The sequence below is a fragment of the Rhodoferax sp. genome (assembly GCF_025354435.1).
In the GTDB taxonomy this organism is placed as follows: domain Bacteria; phylum Pseudomonadota; class Gammaproteobacteria; order Burkholderiales; family Burkholderiaceae_C; genus Rhodoferax_B.
In genome coordinates this window covers 37,298-57,780 of record NZ_JANXMU010000025.1, presented here as the reverse complement: position 1 = coordinate 57,780, position 20,483 = coordinate 37,298, and the positions used below count along the sequence as shown (strand labels likewise).

17 protein-coding genes, 1 tRNA gene and 2 pseudogenes are annotated in these 20,483 nt (G+C 62.9%); 6 read left to right on the top strand and 14 right to left on the bottom strand.

What is annotated here, in order from left to right; translation table 11 throughout:
• Nucleotides 1-8: 8 nt before the first annotated feature.
• Nucleotides 9-975 (bottom strand): annotated as a pseudogene (locus Q0T48_RS06300) (ABC transporter substrate-binding protein).
• A gap of 39 nt (nt 976-1,014) precedes the next feature.
• Between Q0T48_RS06300 and Q0T48_RS06295 the strand changes: the two are divergent.
• Nucleotides 1,015-1,485: pseudogene (locus tag Q0T48_RS06295) on the top strand (LysR family transcriptional regulator); the annotation flags it as partial.
• Nucleotides 1,486-1,590: 105 nt separating this feature from the next.
• Here Q0T48_RS06295 and Q0T48_RS06290 read toward each other — a convergent pair.
• The 3 genes from Q0T48_RS06290 to Q0T48_RS06280 form a co-directional block, all read right to left on the bottom strand.
• On the bottom strand, nt 1,591-2,373 hold the full coding sequence (locus Q0T48_RS06290) for an SDR family oxidoreductase (protein ID WP_295953969.1): 783 nt from the start codon (nt 2,371-2,373) through the stop codon (nt 1,591-1,593).
• Between the two features lie 175 nt (nt 2,374-2,548).
• Nucleotides 2,549-3,328: a ParA family protein gene (locus Q0T48_RS06285; RefSeq protein WP_295953966.1), complete on the bottom strand. Its 780-nt coding sequence runs from the start codon at nt 3,326-3,328 to the stop codon at nt 2,549-2,551.
• Between the two features lie 75 nt (nt 3,329-3,403).
• Nucleotides 3,404-4,300, bottom strand: coding sequence for a LysR family transcriptional regulator (locus Q0T48_RS06280; protein WP_295953963.1), 897 nt, complete (start codon nt 4,298-4,300; stop codon nt 3,404-3,406).
• A 129-nt stretch (nt 4,301-4,429) separates the two neighbouring features.
• On the opposite strand from Q0T48_RS06280, the gene Q0T48_RS06275 reads away from it, so the two are divergent.
• A complete protein-coding gene (locus Q0T48_RS06275) occupies nt 4,430-5,845 on the top strand; it encodes an MFS transporter (protein ID WP_295953960.1) in 1,416 nt (471 codons plus the stop codon).
• A 7-nt stretch (nt 5,846-5,852) separates the two neighbouring features.
• On the opposite strand, the gene Q0T48_RS06270 is transcribed toward Q0T48_RS06275, so the two are convergent.
• From Q0T48_RS06270 to ppsA, 10 genes are all read right to left on the bottom strand, one after another.
• Nucleotides 5,853-5,940, bottom strand: a tRNA-Ser gene (locus Q0T48_RS06270).
• A 49-nt stretch (nt 5,941-5,989) separates the two neighbouring features.
• A complete protein-coding gene (gene serS, locus Q0T48_RS06265; protein WP_295953957.1) occupies nt 5,990-7,309 on the bottom strand; it encodes a serine--tRNA ligase in 1,320 nt (439 codons plus the stop codon).
• 15 nt (nt 7,310-7,324) lie between these two features.
• On the bottom strand, nt 7,325-8,263 hold the full coding sequence (locus Q0T48_RS06260) for a threonine/serine dehydratase (RefSeq protein WP_295953954.1): 939 nt from the start codon (nt 8,261-8,263) through the stop codon (nt 7,325-7,327).
• 2 nt (nt 8,264-8,265) lie between these two features.
• A complete protein-coding gene (gene dnaB / locus Q0T48_RS06255) occupies nt 8,266-9,684 on the bottom strand; it encodes a replicative DNA helicase (protein ID WP_295953951.1) in 1,419 nt (472 codons plus the stop codon).
• Between the two features lie 175 nt (nt 9,685-9,859).
• Nucleotides 9,860-10,312: a 50S ribosomal protein L9 gene (gene rplI, locus Q0T48_RS06250; protein ID WP_295953946.1), complete on the bottom strand. Its 453-nt coding sequence runs from the start codon at nt 10,310-10,312 to the stop codon at nt 9,860-9,862.
• A 12-nt stretch (nt 10,313-10,324) separates the two neighbouring features.
• Entirely contained in the window at nt 10,325-10,609 is a 285-nt protein-coding gene (gene rpsR, locus Q0T48_RS06245) for a 30S ribosomal protein S18 (RefSeq protein ID WP_092761761.1), read from the bottom strand.
• Between the two features lie 14 nt (nt 10,610-10,623).
• Entirely contained in the window at nt 10,624-10,911 is a 288-nt protein-coding gene (gene priB / locus Q0T48_RS06240) for a primosomal replication protein N (RefSeq protein ID WP_295953938.1), read from the bottom strand.
• Between the two features lie 31 nt (nt 10,912-10,942).
• The gene (rpsF, locus tag Q0T48_RS06235; RefSeq protein ID WP_295953935.1) at nt 10,943-11,311 is read right to left on the bottom strand and encodes a 30S ribosomal protein S6; all 369 of its coding nucleotides are present in this window, start codon (nt 11,309-11,311) and stop codon (nt 10,943-10,945) included.
• A 67-nt stretch (nt 11,312-11,378) separates the two neighbouring features.
• The gene (locus Q0T48_RS06230; protein ID WP_295953929.1) at nt 11,379-13,673 is read right to left on the bottom strand and encodes a VC_2705 family sodium/solute symporter; all 2,295 of its coding nucleotides are present in this window, start codon (nt 13,671-13,673) and stop codon (nt 11,379-11,381) included.
• Between the two features lie 98 nt (nt 13,674-13,771).
• Entirely contained in the window at nt 13,772-16,162 is a 2,391-nt protein-coding gene (gene ppsA / locus Q0T48_RS06225) for a phosphoenolpyruvate synthase (RefSeq protein ID WP_295953927.1), read from the bottom strand.
• 623 nt (nt 16,163-16,785) lie between these two features.
• Here ppsA and Q0T48_RS06220 point away from each other — a divergent pair.
• The 4 genes from Q0T48_RS06220 to Q0T48_RS06205 all read left to right on the top strand — a co-directional run bounded on the left by Q0T48_RS06220 (nt 16,786) and on the right by Q0T48_RS06205 (nt 20,219).
• A complete protein-coding gene (locus Q0T48_RS06220; protein ID WP_295953925.1) occupies nt 16,786-17,373 on the top strand; it encodes a HupE/UreJ family protein in 588 nt (195 codons plus the stop codon).
• On the top strand, nt 17,370-17,990 hold the full coding sequence (locus tag Q0T48_RS06215; protein ID WP_295953923.1) for a HupE/UreJ family protein: 621 nt from the start codon (nt 17,370-17,372) through the stop codon (nt 17,988-17,990). Before Q0T48_RS06220 ends, Q0T48_RS06215 begins: the two co-directional genes overlap by 4 nt.
• A gap of 289 nt (nt 17,991-18,279) precedes the next feature.
• On the top strand, nt 18,280-19,650 hold the full coding sequence (gene chrA, locus Q0T48_RS06210) for a chromate efflux transporter (protein ID WP_295953919.1): 1,371 nt from the start codon (nt 18,280-18,282) through the stop codon (nt 19,648-19,650).
• A 140-nt stretch (nt 19,651-19,790) separates the two neighbouring features.
• Nucleotides 19,791-20,219: a universal stress protein gene (locus Q0T48_RS06205; protein WP_295953918.1), complete on the top strand. Its 429-nt coding sequence runs from the start codon at nt 19,791-19,793 to the stop codon at nt 20,217-20,219.
• Nucleotides 20,220-20,483: the final 264 nt, after the last annotated feature.

Sequence of the window (20,483 nt, the reverse complement as noted above, 5' to 3'; positions counted from 1 at the left end):
GATGCAGATCAGTACTTACGCTTAGGGAACTCTTTGGCAGCCACTTCCATCGGGAAGATGCCTTCTTCGGTGACGATACGTTTTTGCAGTGTTTTGCCAGCCTTCAGGTCCTTCACGGCGGACATCAGTTGCGGGCCCAGCAGCGGGCTGCATTCGACCGTGACATTCAGCTTGCCTGCAATCATGGCCTCGAAAGCGCCCTTGACGGCATCAATAGAGATGATGGTGATGTCCTTGGCAGGCTTGAGACCGGCCTCTTCAATAGCCTGGATGGCACCGATGGCCATGTCGTCGTTGTGCGCGTACAGCACATTGATCTTCTTGCCCTCGGCCTTGAGGAAGGCTTCCATGACTTCCTTGCCCTTGGCACGGGTGAAGTCGCCGGTTTGCGAGCGAATGATCTTGAACTTGAGGTCGGCCTTGATGATTTCTTCAAAGCCCTTCTTGCGGTCGATGGCCGGGGCCGAGCCCACGGTGCCTTGCAGCTCGACGATGTTCACATCGCCGGTGCTGCCCTTCATGGCCTCTACCAACCAGCGGCCTGCCTTGCGGCCTTCTTCGGTGAAGTCCGAGCCCATGAACGAAACGTACAGCGAGTCGTCTTTCACGTTCACCGAGCGGTCGGTCAGCACCACTGGAATCTTCGCGGCCTTGGCTTCTCGCAGCACGGTTTCCCAGCCGGACTCGACCACGGGCGAGAACGCAATCACGTCCACTTTTTGGGCGATGAAAGAGCGGATGGCTTTGATCTGGTTTTCTTGCTTTTGCTGGGCATCAGAGAACTTCAGCTCGATACCGGCTTCTGCTGCAGAGGCCTTGATGGAGTCGGTGTTGGCAGTACGCCACTCACTTTCGGCTCCGACCTGGCTAAAACCCAGCACAATTTTTTTTCTGCGCAAACACAGTGCCTGGCAGCAAACCTGCCAGTGGTGCAGCTGCCAATGCGATGGCGAGAGTGCGGCGATTGATAAGCATGTTGTCTCCTGATGGTTTAGTTATTTGCCCTGTCCACCGTCCATCCACCGGGCCTCGCAGGTGCTCAACATGACCCAGCCCGCCGCGTCCAAGCTGCTCAAGGACCTGGAAGACGTGCTGGAAGTGCCACTGTTCGACCAGCTGCCGCGCGGCATGCGCCCTACCTGGTACGGCGAAACCATGATCCGCCATGCCCGCGTGGCCCTGGCCAGCCTGAACCAGGCGCACGAGGAGCTCACAGCCCTCAAGGCCGGACGCTTTGGCCAGGTCACCCGCATGCTGCAGCAAAGCGACATGCTCGCCGTCATCGCGGCCGATGTGGCGCACTACTACGCCGCCCACGGCCTGGTCGCCATCGTGCCGCTGGAGATTCCCTGCCACATGGACGCGTTCGGCATCATCACCCGCACCGACCGCCTGCCCTCACCTGCCGCCAAGGTGATGCTGACAGCCCTGAAGGCCGCCAGCCTGTCGCTCTATGGCTGCGCGCTGGAAGACAACGATGCCTAGCAGTAGATTTTTGGCCATTTTTCAACCATAAAATATGCCTCTAGCGTATATTAGACATGCATAAGGCGCTATTTATAACTACATCAAAAAATATAGCAATGTATTTTAAGCCCAACCCGCGTCCACCTTGAACTCTTGCGCGGTGCACATCGCGCCGTCGTCCGAGGCCAGAAACAGCACCATGCGGGCGATGTCGTGGCCGCTCAGCTTGTCGGGCAGGCACTGGGTGCGCTGGAGTTCGGCCTCGCTCTCGGTGTTCAGCCACAGCGCCACCTGCCGCTCGGTCATCACCCAGCCGGGCGACACGGTGTTGATGCGGATGCGGTCCGCGCCCAGGCTCTTGGCCAGCCCGCGCGTCAGCCCATTGACCGACGACTTGGCAATCGCGTAGCAGGGGTAGCCCGTGCCCTTGGTCTGCCAGCCGGTGGACCCCAGGTTGATGATGGAGCCGCTGCCGCGCCGCTGCATGCCCGGCACCACCGACTGGATGGCAAAGAACGCCGGCCGTTCGTTGATGGCCATGCGCTGGTCGTAGTACTCAGGCGTGACGGACTCCAGCGTGTGCCGGTCGTCGCTGGCCACGTTGTTCACCAGCACCGCAAAGTCGCCCAGGACGCCAGCCGCGTCCGCCACCGCAGTCTGCAGCGCCGCAATGTCGCGCACATCGCACTTGCGCCACCACGGCGCGGGGTAACCGGCCGCTACCAGCTCCTGCGTCAGCGCCTGGCTGGCGGCTTCGGCCACGTCCACAAAGGCCACGCGCGCGCCCTGCTGCACAAACGCCGACACCATGGCCGCCCCAATGCCGCTGCCCCCGCCGGTAATAAAAACAGCCTGCTCGCGCAGGCTGGGGTAGGTGGAGTTCAGATTCAGTTCGCTTTTTGCCATTGCAATAGTGGTATCAGTTATAACAAAATAGGAATTATTTTGCTATGGACTATGCCTTGGGCAGCCTATGCCCGTCAAGCACAGACTGACACTACCACTTGCAAATTTAAAGAAAATAGGCCGCTAATGCATATTCAACAAGCACAATTAGCTATCAAATAAATAGCAAATGAGTTTATGCAGTGCGCAGGCCCTGCACCACGCCATGCAGCGACACAAAGGCCTGCGTCAGCTTGTGCAGCGGGTCCAGGTAAACCATAGGCAAAGACTGCTCGTGCGATTCGCGAATCTTCACCGACGAAGGCAAATACGGTTGCAGCACCGGCAGGCCCTCGGCCACCAGCTCATTGACCATGCGCTGCGGCAGGTTGGCACGCGGCTGGAACTGGTTCACCACAATGCCGTCCACTACCAGGCCAGGGTTGTGGTCTGCGCGGATTTCGGCTACGTTGTCCAGCAGGGTGTACAGCGCCTTGCGGGCAAACTCGTCGCAGTCGAACGGAATCAGGCAGGCCCGTGCGCCGATCAGTGCCGAGCGGGTGTAGAAGTTGAGCGCGGGCGGCGTGTCGATGTAGATACGGTCGTAGCCCGCCGCCAGCAGCTGCAGGGCCTCGCGTAGCTTGTACAGTTTGTGGCGCGACTCCAGCTTGCTCTCCAGTTCGCCCAGCAGCGGGCTGGACGGCATCAGGTGCAGGTTTTCGTGCGGCGTGGTGACGATGAAGTCGGTGGGCAGCACGGTGCGCAAGCTGTAGCTCAGGCAGTGCTCAAAAAACCCGGCCACCGTAGGCTGGTCGTCCTGGGCCTGCGCGCCCAGCAGATAGCTGCTGGAATTGCCCTGCGGGTCCAGGTCGATCACCAGCGTGCGCAGCCCCTGGCTGGCACTGATAGCGGCCAAATTGCAGGTAATGGTGGACTTGCCCACCCCACCCTTCTGGTTGAAAACGACAAGCGGCATGGCTGGGTTCCTTATGGAAGACGACAAGGTTACAAAAACAAGCGTGTATTGTCGGCGCTGCAAGACAAGCAATCTTCAGTCCATCGCCACGCACACCTCGCGTACGCAGGTGCGCAACCAGCGCTGCGCCGGGTCGGCATCCAGCCGGGGGTGCCACAGCATGGACACAGTGAACGCGGGCGTGGCCACTGGCAGGTCAAAACTGAACATCCCGGCGCGCAGCACGCCGGTGTGCCGCCCGGGCACGCTGGCCACCAGCTCACTGGCCCGGGCCAGCGCCAGGGCGGTGGAGAAGCCGCCGACGATGGTGGCGATGTCGCGCTGCAGCCCCAGCGACTCCAGCGCGTCGTCAATGCCTCCCTTGAACAGCCCGCGCCGCGACACGCTGATGTGCTGCCCCGCCGCATAGCGGGCGGGCGTGATCTCGCCCTGGCTCAGCGCGTGGCCCGCACGCACCACGCCGATGAAACGGTCGCGGAACAAGGCCTGCGTGCGCAGTTCGGGCGCGGCCGTGCTGCCCACCACGCCGATCTCCAGATCGACCGCCCCCTCGCGCAGGGGTGCACTGTCCTTGTCGGGCTTTTGCACAAAACACAGCCGCACACCAGGGGCCTCTGCGCCCATGCGGGCAATCAGGCCGGGGCCAAAGCACTCCACAAAGCCTTCGCTGGTGCGCAACGTGAATGTCCGCACCAGTTGCGCGGGCTGCAGCGTCTCGGTGGGGCGCAACACCGCTTCTGCATCCTGCACCAGCTGGCGCACGTGTTCGCGCAGCTCCAAAGCACGGGGTGTGGGCACCAGGCCGCGACCCGCCCGCACCAGCAGCGGGTCGCCGGTGGTCTCGCGCAGCCGCGCCAGCGCCCGGCTCATGGCCGACGGGCTCAGCCGTAGGCGTTTGGCGGCGCGCACCACGCTGCCTTCGGCGAGCAGCACATCCAGCGTGACCAGCAGGTTGAAATCGGGAGTTGGCATGCGTCCACGATAGCGCAATTCTGGTCTGGCATGGCGTTTTGCGCAGGGATACAGTGCAAACGCTGCGTCTTCCGCCATGCAGGGTAAAGCACTACGCTTGAAACAGCTCCACAGAAAGACGCATCCACCATGTTCACCCCCCGCAAAATCCCCTGGGCACTTGCCAGCCTGTCGCTGTCTATGCTGCTGTCCTCGCTGGGCACCAGCATTGCCAATGTGGCCCTGCCCACCCTGGCCCAGGCCTTCAGCGCCTCGTTCCAGCAAGTCCAGTGGGTAGTGCTGGCCTATCTGCTGGCCATCACCACGCTGATCGTCAGCGTGGGGCGGCTGGGGGATATCTTGGGCCGTCGGCGGCTATTGCTGGGTGGCATCTTGCTGTTCACCACGGCCTCGGTGTTGTGCGCTGCCGCTCCCACACTGGCGCTACTGCTGGCCGCCCGAGTGGCGCAAGGCCTGGGCGCGGCGACCATGATGGCGCTGACCATCGCCTTTGTGGCCGAGACGGTGCCCAAGGACAAAACCGGCAGCGCCATGGGCCTGCTGGGCACCATGTCGGCCGTGGGTACGGCGCTTGGCCCCTCGCTGAGCGGCGTGCTGGTGGGTGGCTTCGGCTGGCGCAGCATCTTTCTGGTGAACCTGCCGCTGGGCATATTGGCTTTTGTACTGGCACAGCGCTATTTGCCTGCCGACCGTCTGGTGGCGAAGGCGGACCGTGTCCGCTTCGACCCCATCGGCACGCTGCTACTGGCCCTGACCCTGGCGGCCTACGCGCTGGCCATGACGATGGGACGCAGCCACTTCGGTGCGCTGAACATCGCGCTGCTGCTGGCGGCGGTGGCTGGCTCAGGCCTGTTCGTGTTCAGCCAGACCCGTGTGGCATCACCGCTGGTGCAATTGGCCGCCTTCCGCGACCCAGCGCTGGGTGCCAGCCTGGCCATCAATGTGCTGGTGGCCACGGTGATCATGGCGACCTTTGTGGTGGGGCCTTTCTACCTATCGCAAGCGCTAGGCCTGAACGCGGCCACGGTGGGCATGGTGATGGCCATCGGCCCGGCCATCTCTATCGTGGGCGGTGTGCTGGCAGGCCGGGTGGTGGACCGCTGGGGCGCGGCCGCGACGGTTGTAGTCGGGCTGGTGGCGATGGCGGCGGGCGCTGTGGCACTGGCGGTGTTGCCCATCCTGTTCGGCGTGGTCGGTTACATCGCGGCCATCGCCATCCTGACCCCGGGCTACCAGCTGTTCCAGGCCGCCAACAACACCGCCGTGATAGTGGACGTGCCCGCCGACCAGCGCGGCGTGGTCTCCGGCCTGCTCAGCCTGTCGCGCAACCTGGGATTGATCACCGGCACCTCCGTCATGGGCGCCATATTCGCCTTCGCCGCAGGCACGAGCGATATCACCACGGCACAGCCAGAGGCGGTGGCCACCGGGCTGCAGAGCACCTTCGCCTTCGCAGCCATGTTACTCATCGCAGCAGTCGCCATCGCGCTGGTAGGCAGGCGCAGCGCAGAAACAAAAAAAGCGCCTGGGCAGGCGCTTTTTTGAAAATACTTGGAGGAAGAGGTGGGATTCGAACCCACGGTACCTTGCGGTACGCCTGATTTCGAGTCAGGTACATTCGGCCACTCTGCCACTCTTCCAATTGCGGTTAGGCAACGCCCGCTATTCTAGCAGGCCAAAACGCGGCTTTTAGGCCAGCGTCTCCAAACCGCGCAAATAAGGTAGCAACACGGTCGGCACGGTGATCGAGCCGTCGGCGTTTTGGTAGTTCTCCAGCACGGCGACCAGGGCGCGGCCCACGGCCAGGCCGGAGCCGTTCAGGGTGTGCAGCCACTCGCTCTTGCCCTGGGCGTTCTTGAAACGGGCCTGCAGGCGACGGGCCTGGAAGGCTTCGCAATTGGAGACGGAGCTGATTTCGCGGTAGGTGTTCTGGCCGGGTAGCCAGACTTCCAGGTCGTAGGTCTTGGCCGCGCCAAAGCCCATGTCGCCGGTGCACAACGACATCACACGGTACGGCAGGCCCAACTTTTGCAGCACGGCTTCGGCGTGGCCAGTCATCTGCTCCAGCGTCTCGTAGCTCTGGTCGGGGTGGACGATTTGCACCATTTCCACCTTGTCGAACTGGTGTTGGCGGATCAGACCGCGGGTGTCGCGCCCGGCGCTGCCGGCTTCTGAACGGAAGCACGGGGTGTGGGCGGTGAGCTTGATGGGCAGGTCCGCCTCGGCCACGATGGTGTCGCGCACGAAGTTGGTCAGCGGCACTTCGCTGGTGGGGATGAGGTACAGCGCGCTGTGGTCGGGCATGTCCTCGCCGTCCTGGCCGCCCTTTTTGGCAGCGAACAGGTCGCCTTCAAACTTGGGCAGTTGGCCGGTGCCGCGCATGGAGTCGGCGTTGACGATGTAGGGCACATAGCATTCGGTGTAGCCGTGCTCTTCAGTCTGCACGTCCAGCATGAACTGGGCGAGCGCGCGGTGCAGCTTGGCGATGGGGCCTTGCATGACGGTGAAGCGCGAGCCGGTGAGCTTGACACCCATTTCAAAGTCCAAACCGAGCGGCGCGCCCAGATCCACGTGGTCTTTAGCTGCGAATTCCATAGTGCCCGGCGCGCGCTCGCTGGGGTTCCAGGTGCGCACGACCACGTTGGCGTGCTCATCTTCGCCCACGGGCACACTGGCGTGCGGCAGGTTGGGCACGGCCAGCAGCAGGGTTTGCAGCTCGGACTGGATCTGTTCCAGGCGCACGGCCGAAGACTCCAGCACGTCCTTGATCGAGGCCACCTGGGCCATCAGGTCGTCCACGCCCTCGCCTTTGGCTTTGCGCTGGCCGATCTGCTTGCTGGCGCTGTTGCGCTGGGCTTGCAGGTCTTCGGTGCGGGTCTGGATGGTTTTGCGCTCGGATTCCAGGGCTTTGAACGCGTCCACGTTCAGAAACTGCTGGGGGTTTTTGCGCGTTTGCAGGCGGGCGACCACGGCATCGGGGTCTTTGCGAAGGGTGAGGATGTCAAGCATGGGGATATTCTAAATTCAGGTCAAAGTGGCCGGATCAACGTTGCCGCCGCACAAAATCAAGGCGACTTTCTCGTCGGCACGGGGCCGGTACGCGCCGGTTTGCAGGGCTGCCAGTCCCAGGGCCGCACCGGGTTCCACCGCCAGCCGCAGCTCTTTCCACAGCCAGCGCTGGGCAGCAAGAATGGCCTCGTCGCTCAGCAACAGGGCGTCTTGGACGTGGCGCTGGGTGACCTCCCAGCCGAGCTGGCCGATGCGCTTGGCCCCCAGCGAGTCGGCGGCGATGCCACCCACAGCCACATCTACCGGCTCCCCGGCCTGGCGGGCGCTGTGCAAGGTGGGCGCGCGCTCGGGCTCCAACGCCACGACGCGGCTGCGCTGCTCGAACCAGGCGGCGATGCCACCGATCAAGCCGCCACCGCCCACGCTGACTAGCACGCTGTCTGGCACACCGTCCTGGGCTTCGATCTCGGCGGCCAAGGTGCCCGCGCCCGCCAGCACTTCGGGCTGGTCGTAGGCGTGGGTCAGCAGCGCGCCGGTGGCTTGCTGGCGGGCCATGCAGGCTTCGAAGGCCTGTGCATACGCCGCACCGGTGACGACCACCTCGGCACCCAGGTCGCGCAGGCGAGCCCGCTTGGCTTCGGGCGACGAGGTGGGCACAAACACCTCGCAGCGCACGCCCAAAGCCTGGGCTGCTGCGGCAGTGGCGATGCCCGCGTTGCCACCCGAGGCGATCACCACACCCGACGCAGGAATCGTGTTCGCCAGCAGCCGGTTCATCATGCCGCGGGCCTTGAAGCTGCCGCCCACCTGCAGGTGTTCCAGCTTGAGCCAGACTTCAGCGCAGTCCACACCCACATCCGCGCCCGACAGCTTCCACAGCGGGGTTTTACGTAAAAAGTGGCCCTGACGCATATCCAATCTACGCAAGGCGCTATCAATATCAGAGCGATCCATTTTCAGTAATCCCCTCCACTGCCGTAGCCACTGGCCAGGCTTTCGAATTTGGTGATGTTGCGCAGGAAGGCCAGCTTGACCGTGCCGGTGGGGCCGTTCCGCTGCTTGGCGATGATGATTTCGGCCACGCCGGGTTCCTTGCACGCGTCCTTGGTGTAGTACTCGTCGCGGTAGATGAACATGATGATGTCGGCATCTTGCTCGATGGCGCCAGACTCGCGTAAATCGCTCATCATGGGGCGCTTGTCGGGCCGCTGCTCGACGCTGCGGTTGAGCTGCGACAGAGCAATCACCGGGCATTGCAGCTCGCGGGCCAGCATTTTCAAACCCCGGGAGATTTCGCCCAGCTCGGTGGCGCGGTTGTCGCCATTGCCGCCGCTGCCCGAGCCACTCATCAGTTGCAGGTAATCGACCACGATCAGGCCCAGCTTGCCGCACTGGCGCGCCAGGCGGCGGGCATTGGCGCGCAGCTCGCTGGGGGTCAGGCCGGGGCTTTCGTCGATGTGCAGCGACACGGTACGCAGCTTTTCCACCGCTTCGGCCAAGCGCGGCCATTCGTCGTCGGTGAGGTTGCCGGTACGCAGATGGCCCTGGTCGATGCGGCCGATGGAGCCCACGATACGAATCGCCAGCTGCGATGCCCCCATTTCCATGGAGAACACCGCCACCGGCAGACCCTCCTTGAGGGCAACATGCTCGGCGATGTTGATGGCGAAAGCTGTCTTGCCCATGGACGGGCGGGCGGCCAGCACGATCATGTCACCGGGCTGCAGGCCCGAGGTCATGCGGTCCAGGTCGTAGAAGCCGGTGGGCACGCCGGTCACATCGTTCTGGTTGTCGGCCATCTCCTGGACGCGGTCCAGCAAGTCCACCACCAGGGTTTCCATGGCTTGGAAGCCCTGCCTGTTGCGCGCGCCCTCCTCGCCGATGTTGAAGATTTTTTGCTCGGCCTCGTCGAGTATCTTGTCGACCGGGCGGCCCTGGGTGTTGAAGGCGTTGGTGGCGATCTCGTCGCTGGCGGTGACCAGCTTGCGCAGAATGCCGCGCTCGCGCACGATTTCGGCGTAGCGGCGGATGTTGCTGGCACTGGGCACGTACTGGGCCAGCGAGTTCAGGTAGGCCAGGCCGCCCACTTCCTCCGACTTGCCAATGCTTTGCAGCCGCTCGAACACGGTGATCACATCCGCCGGCTTGCTGGCGTTGACCAGCTCGCGCACGGCAGCAAAGATCAACCGGTGCTCGTAACGGTAGAAGTCATCGTCCTTGAGCAGGTCGCCCACGCGGTCCCATGCGTTGTTGTCCAGCAGCAGGCCGCCCAGCACGCTGGATTCGGCCTCGATGGAATGCGGCGGGATGCGCAGCTGCGCAATTTGGCGGTCCTGGCCATAGGAATCGTCCAGAGCGGGGAAAACGGCAGACATGGGGAGTGGGTTCCTAGGGTGATGCTGGATGCTACGCGGCGGACCCGGCAAGGTCGAGGCACAAGTCTGGGGGCAAAGCGTGGATAAGTCCGGGACAACCCGGTATAACCCCGCGGCCCAATGTAAAAAGCCGCCAGGGTTTGCACCCTGGCGGCCTCTTGCGGAGAAACGCTAATTAAGCGGTTTCGCCGTACACAGCCACGGTGATCTCAACGACCACGTCGGTGTGCAAAGCCACGGAGACAGTGTTGTCGCCGGTGGTTTTGATCATGCCGTTAGGCAGGCGGATCTGGGCTTTGGTGACTTTGTAGCCTTGCTTGCTCAGTTCTTCTGCAATGTCGGCGTTGGTCACGGAACCAAACAGGCGGCCGTCCACACCGGCTTTTTGCGTCAGCTTGATGGTCGAGCCAGCGAGCTTTTCGCCCATGACTTGCGACGCGCCCAGCTTGGCAGCAGCGGCTTTTTCGAGTTCGACGCGCTTGGCTTCGAATTCTTGCTTGGCCTTTTCGGTAGCACGGCGTGCACGACCGGTTGGGATCAAGAAGTTACGGGCGTAGCCGTCTTTGACCTTGACGATGTCGCCGAGGTTGCCAAGGTTCAAAACCTTGTCGAGCAGGATGATTTGCATGTTCGTACTTCCTTAGATGCGGTGCTGGTCGCTGTACGGCAGCATGGCGAGGAAACGCGCACGCTTAATAGCGGTGTTGAGCTGGCGCTGGAAAATCGCGCGCGTGCCGGTCAGGCGTGCGGGGATGATCTTGCCGTTTTCAGCGATGAAATCGCGCAGCGTGTCGATGTCTTTGTAGTCGATCTGTTCAACACCGGTCACGGTGAAGCGGCAAAAGCGCTTGCGCTTGAACAGCAGGGACTGGGTATTGCGCTTGGGACGCTTGTCTTTGTTATTGAAACGTTTTGGTCCGGCCATGATGGACTCCTGATTTAATCTGTTTGAAAATCTTGAATATGAAGTACGGGGTTCTTGCCCAGTCGGGGGGAGGCTAAAAAACCGGTGAATTGCCAGACGCTGCCCAAGGGCTGCTGCTGGATTCGCTCGGCGATTGCGCCAAAGGCTATTGCCTTTACGGCTGCTTTGATCTGCCTGATGTGGCCTGCTTGTTCCAGACTGGACTCGTGTTCGAGCACCATATCCAGGGCGGGCAGTCCGGCGGGCGTGTAGCGCAGGTTTTTAACTTCTGCAAGACAGGCCGTCAAAACAACGTGGTTCACTCCGTGTGGGAACTCCGTTCAGCAAGCCACCTTAGTGGGCTGCGTACTCGGCTTGCTGGGTCTTGCGCGCTTCTTCGCGTTCGACGGTCTTCATCATCGACGAAGGGCCGGTTTCAGCCTTCTTCATCACCACGGTCAGGTGGCGCAGCACAGCATCGTTGAACTTGAACGCGTGTTCCAGTTCAGCCATGATGGCTTGGTCGGCTTCGATGTTGACGCACAGGTAGTGGGCCTTGGCCAGCTTGTTGATCAGGTACACCAGTTGACGGCGGCCCCAGTCTTCCACGCGGTGGATCTTGCCGCCACCGGCAACGATCATGCCTTTGTAGCGCTCCAGCATGGCTGGAACCTGTTCGCTCTGATCCGGGTGGATCATCAAAATGATTTCGTAATGACGCATATTTCTCCTTAAGGATGTGAAGCCACCCACTGCGTCTGTAGTGGTGTAGCAAGGGCAAAGCCTGCGATTATAGCCCGCGTTCTGGCTGGGGCGCTAAAAGGCTCACCAGCCAGACCACCAAGGCCCCGGCAGGCAGGCCAAACACCCCGGCCGAAATCGGCTGGATGCCCCACCACAGGCCCGATCCGCCCCAGCCCAGCCAGCCGCGCACCATGGGCACATTGGCCAGCATGTACCACAGCGTCACGCCCAGCCCGGTCAGCATGCCCGCCACGGCGGCGCGGCGTGTGGTGCGCTGCCAGAACAGGCCCGCCACCATGGCCGGGAAAAACGCTGCCGCCGCCAGCGAGAACGAGGCCGACACCAGCGCCAGAATGTCGGCAGGCTTTTGCGCCGCCACATAGGCCGCCGCCAATGCCAGTAACAGCAGCGCGAATTTGGACAACAGCACCCGCACCATCGGGTCGGACGGGGCGGACTTGTCCCGCGCACCGCGAAAGTACAGGTCATGGGCTAACGCGTTGCCCATGGTCAGCAGCAGGCCGTCCGCCGTGGACAAGGCCGCCGCCAAGCCCCCCGCCGCCACCAGCCCCGACACGACATAGGGCAAACCGCCCAGCTCGGGGGTGGCCAGCATCACCAGGTCGGCCCCCAGCCGCAACTCGGCAAACTGCAAAATATGGTCGCCATTCACATCGGTCACCTGTAGCAGCGACGGGTCCACCTGCGCCCACTGCGCGATCCAGGTGGGCAAGGTGTCAAAGCTTTGGCCGACCAACTGGCTCATCACCTCAAACTTCACCAGTACCGCCAACGCGGGCGCGGCCAGGTACAGCAGCGCGATAAAAAACAGCGACCAAGCTACCGAGCTGCGCGCCTCGGCCACCGAGGACGTGGTGTAGTAGCGCGTCAGTAAATGCGGCAACGCAGCCGTGCCGGTCATCAGGCAAAAAATCAGGGCCAGAAAATTCAGCCGCGAGCTGTTAAAACTCTCGCGCTCGGCGGCTGTGCCCTCCGGGTTGCCATTAAAGACCTGAGCGTGGGGTGTCATGCCCGCCAGCGGCCGGGCGCGCTCCAGGTTGTCTTGCCGGGCGTGGCTCCAGAGTTCACGCGCGGTGGCCTCGTCTTTGGGCAAAGCGGCCAGATCGCGCCCGGCCTTGCGCACCAGAGACGGGTCAGCCCGCTCGGCCTGCAGCTGGCGCAGCCGGGCCTGCGCAGCGGCGCGCTCCAACACCAGGGTGCGGGGCACGTCTTCCAGCATGTTGCCGTAATGGGCTCCTCGCTGGGCGTAGATGGCCAGTACTTCACGTTCAGAAGGCGATTCGCTAAGCTGCTTTTCCAGCGCTGCGATTTTCGGCAACTGCTGACCGTACACCAGCGGGGCCAACGGGTTGCCCAGCTGTTTGTACGCCAGCCACGACACCGGAATCAAAAACGCCAGGATCAAAATCACGTACTGCGCCACCTGGGTCCAGGTCACCGCCCGCATGCCACCCAAAAATGAGCACACCAGCACACCACCCAGCCCCAGCAAGATGCCAATCTCGAACTGCACCCCGGTCAGGCGCGAGGTGATCAACCCCACGGCGTAAATCTGGGCCACCACATAGGTAAACGAGCACAGCACCGCCGCCCCGGCGGCAATCCAGCGCGGCCAGCGCCCGCCATAGCGCACGCCAAAGAAGTCGGGCACGGTGTAGAGCTGCATGCGGCGCAGGCGCGGTGCAATCAGCAGCCCCACCAGGCAAAAGCCTCCCGTCCAGCCCATGATGTAGGCCAGGCCGCCCGGCTGGCCGTTGGCGCTGGAGAATCCGTTCAGGTACAAGCCCCCGGCCAGGCTGATGAAAGATGCCGCACTCATCCAGTCGGCAGCGGTGGCCATGCCGTTGTAAATAGAAGGAATGCGCCGACCGGCCACGTAATACTCGGCGGGATCGGAGGTACGGCAGTAAATGCCAATGCTGGCGTACAGCGCAAACGTGGCAAACAAAAAGATGCCGCCGATCCAGTAGCGCGACAGGCCCCGGCTTTCGGCCCAGGCCATCAGCCCCAGAAACGCCAGCAGGCAGACCACGTACAACCCGAAGTTGCGGTGCAGGCGGCGCAGCGACGGCAGCACCTGGCCGGGCTCGGCATCCGCACCGTCATGGCGACGCCGCCAGGCGTACACCACCACGATCAGCAGGTAGCACAGCACCACGCCCTGGGCGCAAAACCAGTAATTCAGCGGCCAGCCCGCCACCACCCAGGTCAGGTCCCGCGCAAAAAACACCACGCCAAACGACAGCAGCGCCCACAGCAACAGCAAAGCCGTGCGCAGGCGAGTGAAGGTGGGCGTGGTGACGGAGGGAGGGGCAAACACAGTAGATTGGAGTCGTAAAAAAGAAAACCCCGAAAGCCTGGGCCTACGGGGTTTTTGATCCTAGCCCAGTTGGGCCCAGGGGCGCATCCGCAACTGCCCTAGCCCGCCAGTTGTTTCCAGGTGGCCACCACGCTGTCGGGGTTCAGCGAGATCGACTCGATACCCTGGTCGGCGAGCCATTGGGCGAAGTCCGGGTGGTCGCTGGGGCCCTGGCCGCAGATGCCCACGTACTTACCCTGGGCCTTGCAGGCGGTGATGGCGCGGCTCAGCAGGGCTTTGACAGCGGGGTCGCGCTCGTCGAAGTCGGCGGCCAGCAGCTCCAGGCCGGAATCGCGGTCCAGGCCCAGGGTGAGCTGGGTCAGGTCGTTGGAGCCGATCGAGAAGCCGTCAAAGAACTGCAGGAACTCGTCGGCCAGGATGGCGTTGCTCGGCACTTCGCACATCATGATGATCTTCAGGCCGTCCTGGCCGCGCTGCAGGCCGTGCTGAGCCAGCAACTGGGTAACCTTTTCGGCCTGGCCCAGGGTGCGTACAAACGGCACCATCACCTGCACATTGGTCAAACCCATGTCCAGGCGCACACGGCGTAAGGCCGCACACTCCATGGCAAAGGCTTCGCCAAAGTCGGCGCTGATGTAGCGCGCTGCACCGCGGAAACCCAGCATGGGGTTTTCTTCTTCGGGCTCGTAGCGGCTGCCGCCGATCAGCTTGCGGTATTCGTTGGACTTGAAATCCGATAGGCGCACGATGACGGGCTTGGGCCAGAACGCTGCGGCAATCGTAGCCACGCCTTCGGTGACCTTGTCCACATAGAAAGCCCGCGGCGAAGCGTGGCCACGGGCTACCGACTCGACGGCTTTTTTCAGGTCGTTGTCGATGTTCGGATAGTCCAGGATGGCCTTGGGGTGTACGCCGATGTTGTTGTTGATGATGAACTCCAGCCGGGCCAGGCCCACGCCCTGGTTGGGCAACTGGCAGAAGTCAAACGCCAGCTGGGGGTTGCCCACGTTCATCATGATCTTGGTCTTGATCTCGGGCATGGTGCCGCGCTCGACCTCGGTGACCTCGGTTTCCAGCAGGCCGTCGTAGATAAAGCCAGTGTCGCCTTCCGAGCAGCTCACTGTCACCAGCGTGCCGGTCTTGAGCTTTTCGGTCGCGTCGCCACAGCCCACCACGGCGGGAATGCCGAGTTCACGCGCAATGATGGCGGCGTGGCAGGTGCGGCCACCGCGGTTGGTCACGATGGCGCTGGCGCGCTTCATCACCGGTTCCCAGTTGGGGTCGGTCATATCGGTGACCAGCACGTCGCCGGGCTGCACTTCGTCCATCTGGCTGATGTTGTGCACAAAGCGCACGGGGCCGGTGCCGATCTTCTGGCCAATCGCGCGGCCTTCGGCCAGCACATTGCTTTTGCCCTTGAGCTTGTAGCGCAGCTCGGCCTTGCCCTGCTGCTGGCTCTTCACAGTTTCCGGGCGGGCTTGCAGGATGTAGAGCAGGCCGTCGGTACCGTCCTTGCCCCATTCGATGTCCATGGGGCGGCCGTAATGCTCTTCAATCACCAGCGCGTAATGCGCCAGTTGCTCCACGTCGGCATCGGTCAGCGAATAGCGGTTGCGCTGCTCGGTGGGCACGTCGGTGGTTTTGACCAGCTGGCCGGTGGCGGCTTTTTCGGCCGGGGTGGTGAACTCCATCTGCACCATCTTGCTACCGAGGTTGCGGCGGATCACGGCCTGCTTGCCCGCTTTCAGCATGGGCTTGTGCACGTAGAACTCGTCGGGGTTTACCGCGCCCTGAACCACCGTTTCGCCCAGGCCGTAGCTGCTGGTAATGAAGACCACTTGGTCAAAGCCGGATTCGGTGTCGATAGTGAACATCACGCCCGCCGCGCCCAGGTCGGAGCGCACCATGCGCTGCACACCGGCGCTCAGGGCCACGATGTCGTGGGCAAAGCCCTTGTGCACGCGGTAGCTGATGGCGCGGTCGTTGTACAGGCTGGCAAACACTTCTTTCATCTTGTGCAGCACGGCTTCGATGCCGACCACGTTCAAGAAGGTTTCCTGCTGGCCCGCGAAGGATGCATCGGGCAAATCTTCGGCGGTAGCCGACGAGCGCACGGCAAAGGATGCCTCGGGGTTGCCAGCGCTTAAAGCGGCGAATGACTCGGTGATGGCGACTTGCAGGTCGGCCGGGAACGGCTGGGCTTCGACCATGCCGCGGATTTCGGCACCGGCCACGGCCAGGGCGCGCACATCTTCGGTGTCCAGCCGGGCCAGCCGGGCGCTGATCTTGTCGGCCAAGCCGTCGTGCGCCAGGAAGGCGCGGAACGCGTGGGCCGTGGTGGCAAAGCCGGTGGGCACGCGCACGCCCGTGGGCAGTTGCGAAATCATCTCGCCGAGGCTGGCGTTTTTGCCACCCACCGACTCGACGTCGTCCATTCTCAAGAGTTCAAAAGGTACGACCAGGGCGGTCGGGCTGAAGAGTGCAGACATAGGAAGGCTCCGAAGGTTAAAACCGGGTCTGCGCGCCATGGCCCTGGGCCAAGGGCGACGCTGACCATGCCTGCCGTGCGACGGTGTTGGGGTTGTTCTGGGAAGCAACGGGGCATGGTTTGAAAACTTGTGGGGGTCGAATGGAGACTCGAATGGCGCGATTGTAGTGAAATCGGCACGCCTGCCCCAAAAAGTTACCGGCAGGTTACCAAGGCACAGAAATTTATGAAAAATAGCGCGCCAGCCTAGGTATTACCTATGCCAATAGCTACTAAATAAATAGCATTTCAATTGTAGGCGCAAGCTCAAACCCGGCTGGGAAAGGTGCCAACCCTCGCCATCACGCAGGTCATGGGCAGGTAGGGCTGCAGGTTGCGGATGGGCTGGTTAACACCCACCGCCGCCCACCGCCACTAGAGCCAGCAGCCCCAAGCCCGACCATGCCCACATGTGCAGCTGCATGACCCCTCTTCCTGTTAAAAAATGTAAGACGAATGCGTGGTGTATGCGCATTTATGCGACAAACTTGTACCCATTCATCCTCAAAAGACAGGATGGCCCATCAGTTGAATCCACCCGCCCCCGATCTGCGTATAGCGTCCACCACCTATAGGAAAGCTCTTATGTCCAAGCTACCCAAAACCCTGCTGCTGGCGCTAGCTCTGGCCGTCCCCTGCCTGGCCCAGGCGCACTCGGAGGTCGGCGCGGTAGGCGGCTTCATCAGCGGCTTTATCCACCCCTTGAGCGGGCTGGACCACATTGCGGCCATGGTAGCGGTGGGCATCTGGGGGGCATTTTTGGGCACTCCGGCGATGTGGCTGCTGCCGGTGATCTTTCCGTTGGTCATGGCGTTTGGCGGGGCCCTGGGCGTGCTGGGCGTGCCCATGCCAGGGGTGGAAGAAGGCATCGCCTTCTCGGGCATCGTGTTGGGCGGCATGGTGTTGACTGCAGCCCGGCCGCCGCTATGGGTGGCCAGCGTGCTGGTGGCAATTTTTGCGATTTTCCACGGCTACGCCCACGGCGCTGAATTGCCGCACGCGGCCAATGCCATCACCTACGCGGTGGGTTTCGTGCTGGCCACCGGGCTGTTGCACCTGGCGGGTATTGCGGTGGGCTTGCTGATCCGCTGGCAGTGGGGCCGGGTGCTGGTGCGGGCCACCGGTGGGTTGATTGCGGTAACCGGCTTCGCCTTCTTATTCGGTTTTTTGTGAACCTACGCCGCCGCCAGCCCCCCCGCTTGGCCTTGGCGGCCTTGCTCTGCCTGCCCGGGCTGTCGCACGCGCACAGCTCGGTGGCGGGCATGAACAGTTTTTACGGCGGGCTGCTGCATCCGCTGCTCACCCTGCCCCACATGCTGGTGCTGTTAGGCCTGGGCATCTGGCTGGGCCAGCACCCACCCTTGCGGCTCAAAACCCCCATGCTGGCGTTCGCCACCAGTTGCGCTGCCGCTCTGCTGCTGACCACCCGCATCGCCATTCCACCATCCAGCCAAAACCTGGTGATGGCCGTGGCGCTGGGCTGCGGCATTCTGGTGGCTGTATCGGCCCGGCTGCCGGTAGGCCTGCGCGCGGCCGTGGCGGCAGTGGCGGCCATCGCCGTGGCGCTGGATTCCGGCGTGGACGGTGCCCCCACCGTCTTGGCCACCGCCCTCACCCTGCTCGGCACCTGGATCAGCACCACCGTGCTGGTGGCCAACGTGGCTTACTACACCTCGCTGTGCCCGCCGCGCCAATGGGTACAGATCGCCCTGCGGATTGCCGGGTCGTGGATGGCGGCGGCCAGCGTGCTGGTACTGGCGTTTGCGTTGAAGGGCATGCCGCCGGGGTGATCGTTATTTTTTTGATAGCATCTAGCGTAGACAGAATATACGCTAGATGCTATTTTTATATATAAATACTGCCCTGCAGGCTGCGTGATAGCATCCGCTTTCTCGGGAACACAGCCTCCCGAATCCTTCTCTGGGTAGACGGTGTCCCGTCCAAGCGCTGGCAACCCATCCCTTGTGGAGCGTTAGCTATGGACACCGCTGCTTTTTCACTTTTCCCCGCGCACTATGCCGCCCGATTGGGCCGTGCTGGCAGGCCTGCGGCAAACGCCACAACGGGAAGCCTTGCGCCATGACCGCCCATACATCGCCCCCCTCCCCCGTCACCTTCAGCGAAGCCCTGAAGTTCTGGTTCAAATTGGGCTGCATCAGCTTTGGTGGCCCGGCCGGGCAGATTGCCATCATGCACCGCGAACTGGTGGAGCAAAAACGCTGGATCAGCGAAAAGCGCTTTCTGCACGCCCTGAACTACTGCATGCTGCTGCCCGGCCCCGAGGCGCAGCAACTGGCCACCTACATCGGCTGGCTGCTGCACCGCACCTGGGGCGGCGTGGCGGCGGGCGCCCTGTTTGTGCTGCCGTCGCTGTTCATCCTGATCGGCCTGAGCTGGGTGTACGTGGCCTTTGGGGCCGTGCCCTGGGTGGCCGGGCTGCTGTACGGCATCAAGCCTGCGGTGGCGGCGCTGGTGGTGCAGGCGGTGCATCGCATCGGCAGCAAGACATTGAAGAAACCAACTACAGCGCCCATCCTCTGGGCGATAGCAGCTACTAGTTTTGTAGCGTTATACATGTTTGCCGTGCCCTTCCCGGCCATCGTACTGGGTGCGGCCCTGATCGGCTGGCTGGGGGCAAAAGTCGCACCGGGCCAGTTCCGCGGTGGCGGAGGGCATGGCGCGGCCAAGGCGGGCGAATTGAGTCATAGCCCGGCGCTGATCGACGACGACACCCCCACCCCACCGCACGCCCGCTTTCGCAAAATGCGCCTGCTCCAGGTGTTGGCCGTGGGCGCGGCGCTGTGGTTGTTGCCGATGGCCGCACTGGTCGCCAACACCGGCTGGCACGGCACGCTGGCCGCCATGGGCTGGTTTTTCACCAAGGCGGCGATGTTGACCTTTGGCGGTGCCTACGCCGTGCTGCCCTATGTGTACCAGGGCGCGGTGGCGCAATTTGGCTGGCTCACCGGCACGCAGATGATCGACGGCCTGGCCCTGGGCGAAACCACGCCCGGCCCGCTGATCATGGTGGTGGCGTTTGTGGGCTTTGTCGGCGGCTGGACCAAGGAGGTGCTGGGGCCGGACGCGCTGTTTCTGGGGGCGGCGCTGGCCGCCACGGTGGTCACCTGGTTCACCTTTTTGCCGTCGTTCATCTTCATCCTGGCGGGTGGCCCGCTGATTGAGAGTACCCACGGCAAGCTGCAGTTCACCGCCCCGCTCACCGCCATCACCGCTGCCGTGGTGGGCGTGATCGCCAGTCTTGCTATTTTTTTTATAGCAAACATCGCAATCAAGACAGGCGCTAGTGGCCCATTTCTTTCAAATATCGACTGGGCGGCGCTGCTGCTGGCGCTGGCCGCAGGCGTGGCCTTGATACGCTTCAAGGTGGGCGTGATCAAGGTGATCGTGCTGTGCGCGCTGGCCGGGTGGGTGCTCAAGGTGTGGGGGTAAAACCTGGACCAGCACACCGACCCCGCCCCGTGAACAGCGTAAGTTACGCCGCGGCAAAGCCCCGTATTTGATCTGCATCAAGGCCGCCCGCCGCAGATGCTCCAAGCTGAGGGTGTTCGCACACCCCCACAGGAGACCCCATGAAAATCCTCGTCGCCGTAGACGGTTCCAAGTTTGCCCTGCATGCCGTCAAGTACGCCGCCAAGCTGGTAGCGCAGTTGCAGCCGGGCAAGCACAGCATCACCCTGCTCAGCGTGCACGACGACACCGGCCTGGGCCACGCCAAGGCCTTTGTGGGCAATGAGGTGGTGGCCGACTACCTGCGCGAGATCAGCGAAAAAGAGCTCAAACCCGCCCGCAAGCTGCTCGACACGGCAGGCATCCAGCACGACATGGTGGAGCGCACCGGCCACGTGGCGAAAGAAATTCTGGAATGCGCGAAGAAGGGCAAGTTCGACCTGATCGTGTTGGGCGCCAAAGGCCGCGGCGCCATTGCCGACCTGCTGATCGGCTCGGTCGCGCAGCGAGTGCTAGCGGCGGCCGAGCAGCCGGTTTTACTGGTGAAGTGAGCCGCCCGCATAGACATAGATGCCCACTGGTGGCCTGAGCCCCGCCGAGGCGCAAGACGGCCACAACGGCCTGCCCGTGTCCCAGCACAGCGTGCTGTAGCCGATGGCCTGCGTGCTGGACATCCCCGCCGTGAGCTGCCTGTTTGCGTTCGAGCAGCCTACGACGGGGATGCTGCGGCCCTCCGTCGGCCTAGCTTTGGTGAGGCTGCTGTAGTTTGAGGTGGTGTGGGTCGGGTGGGGGGGGGTGACTTAATTTTGATAGCT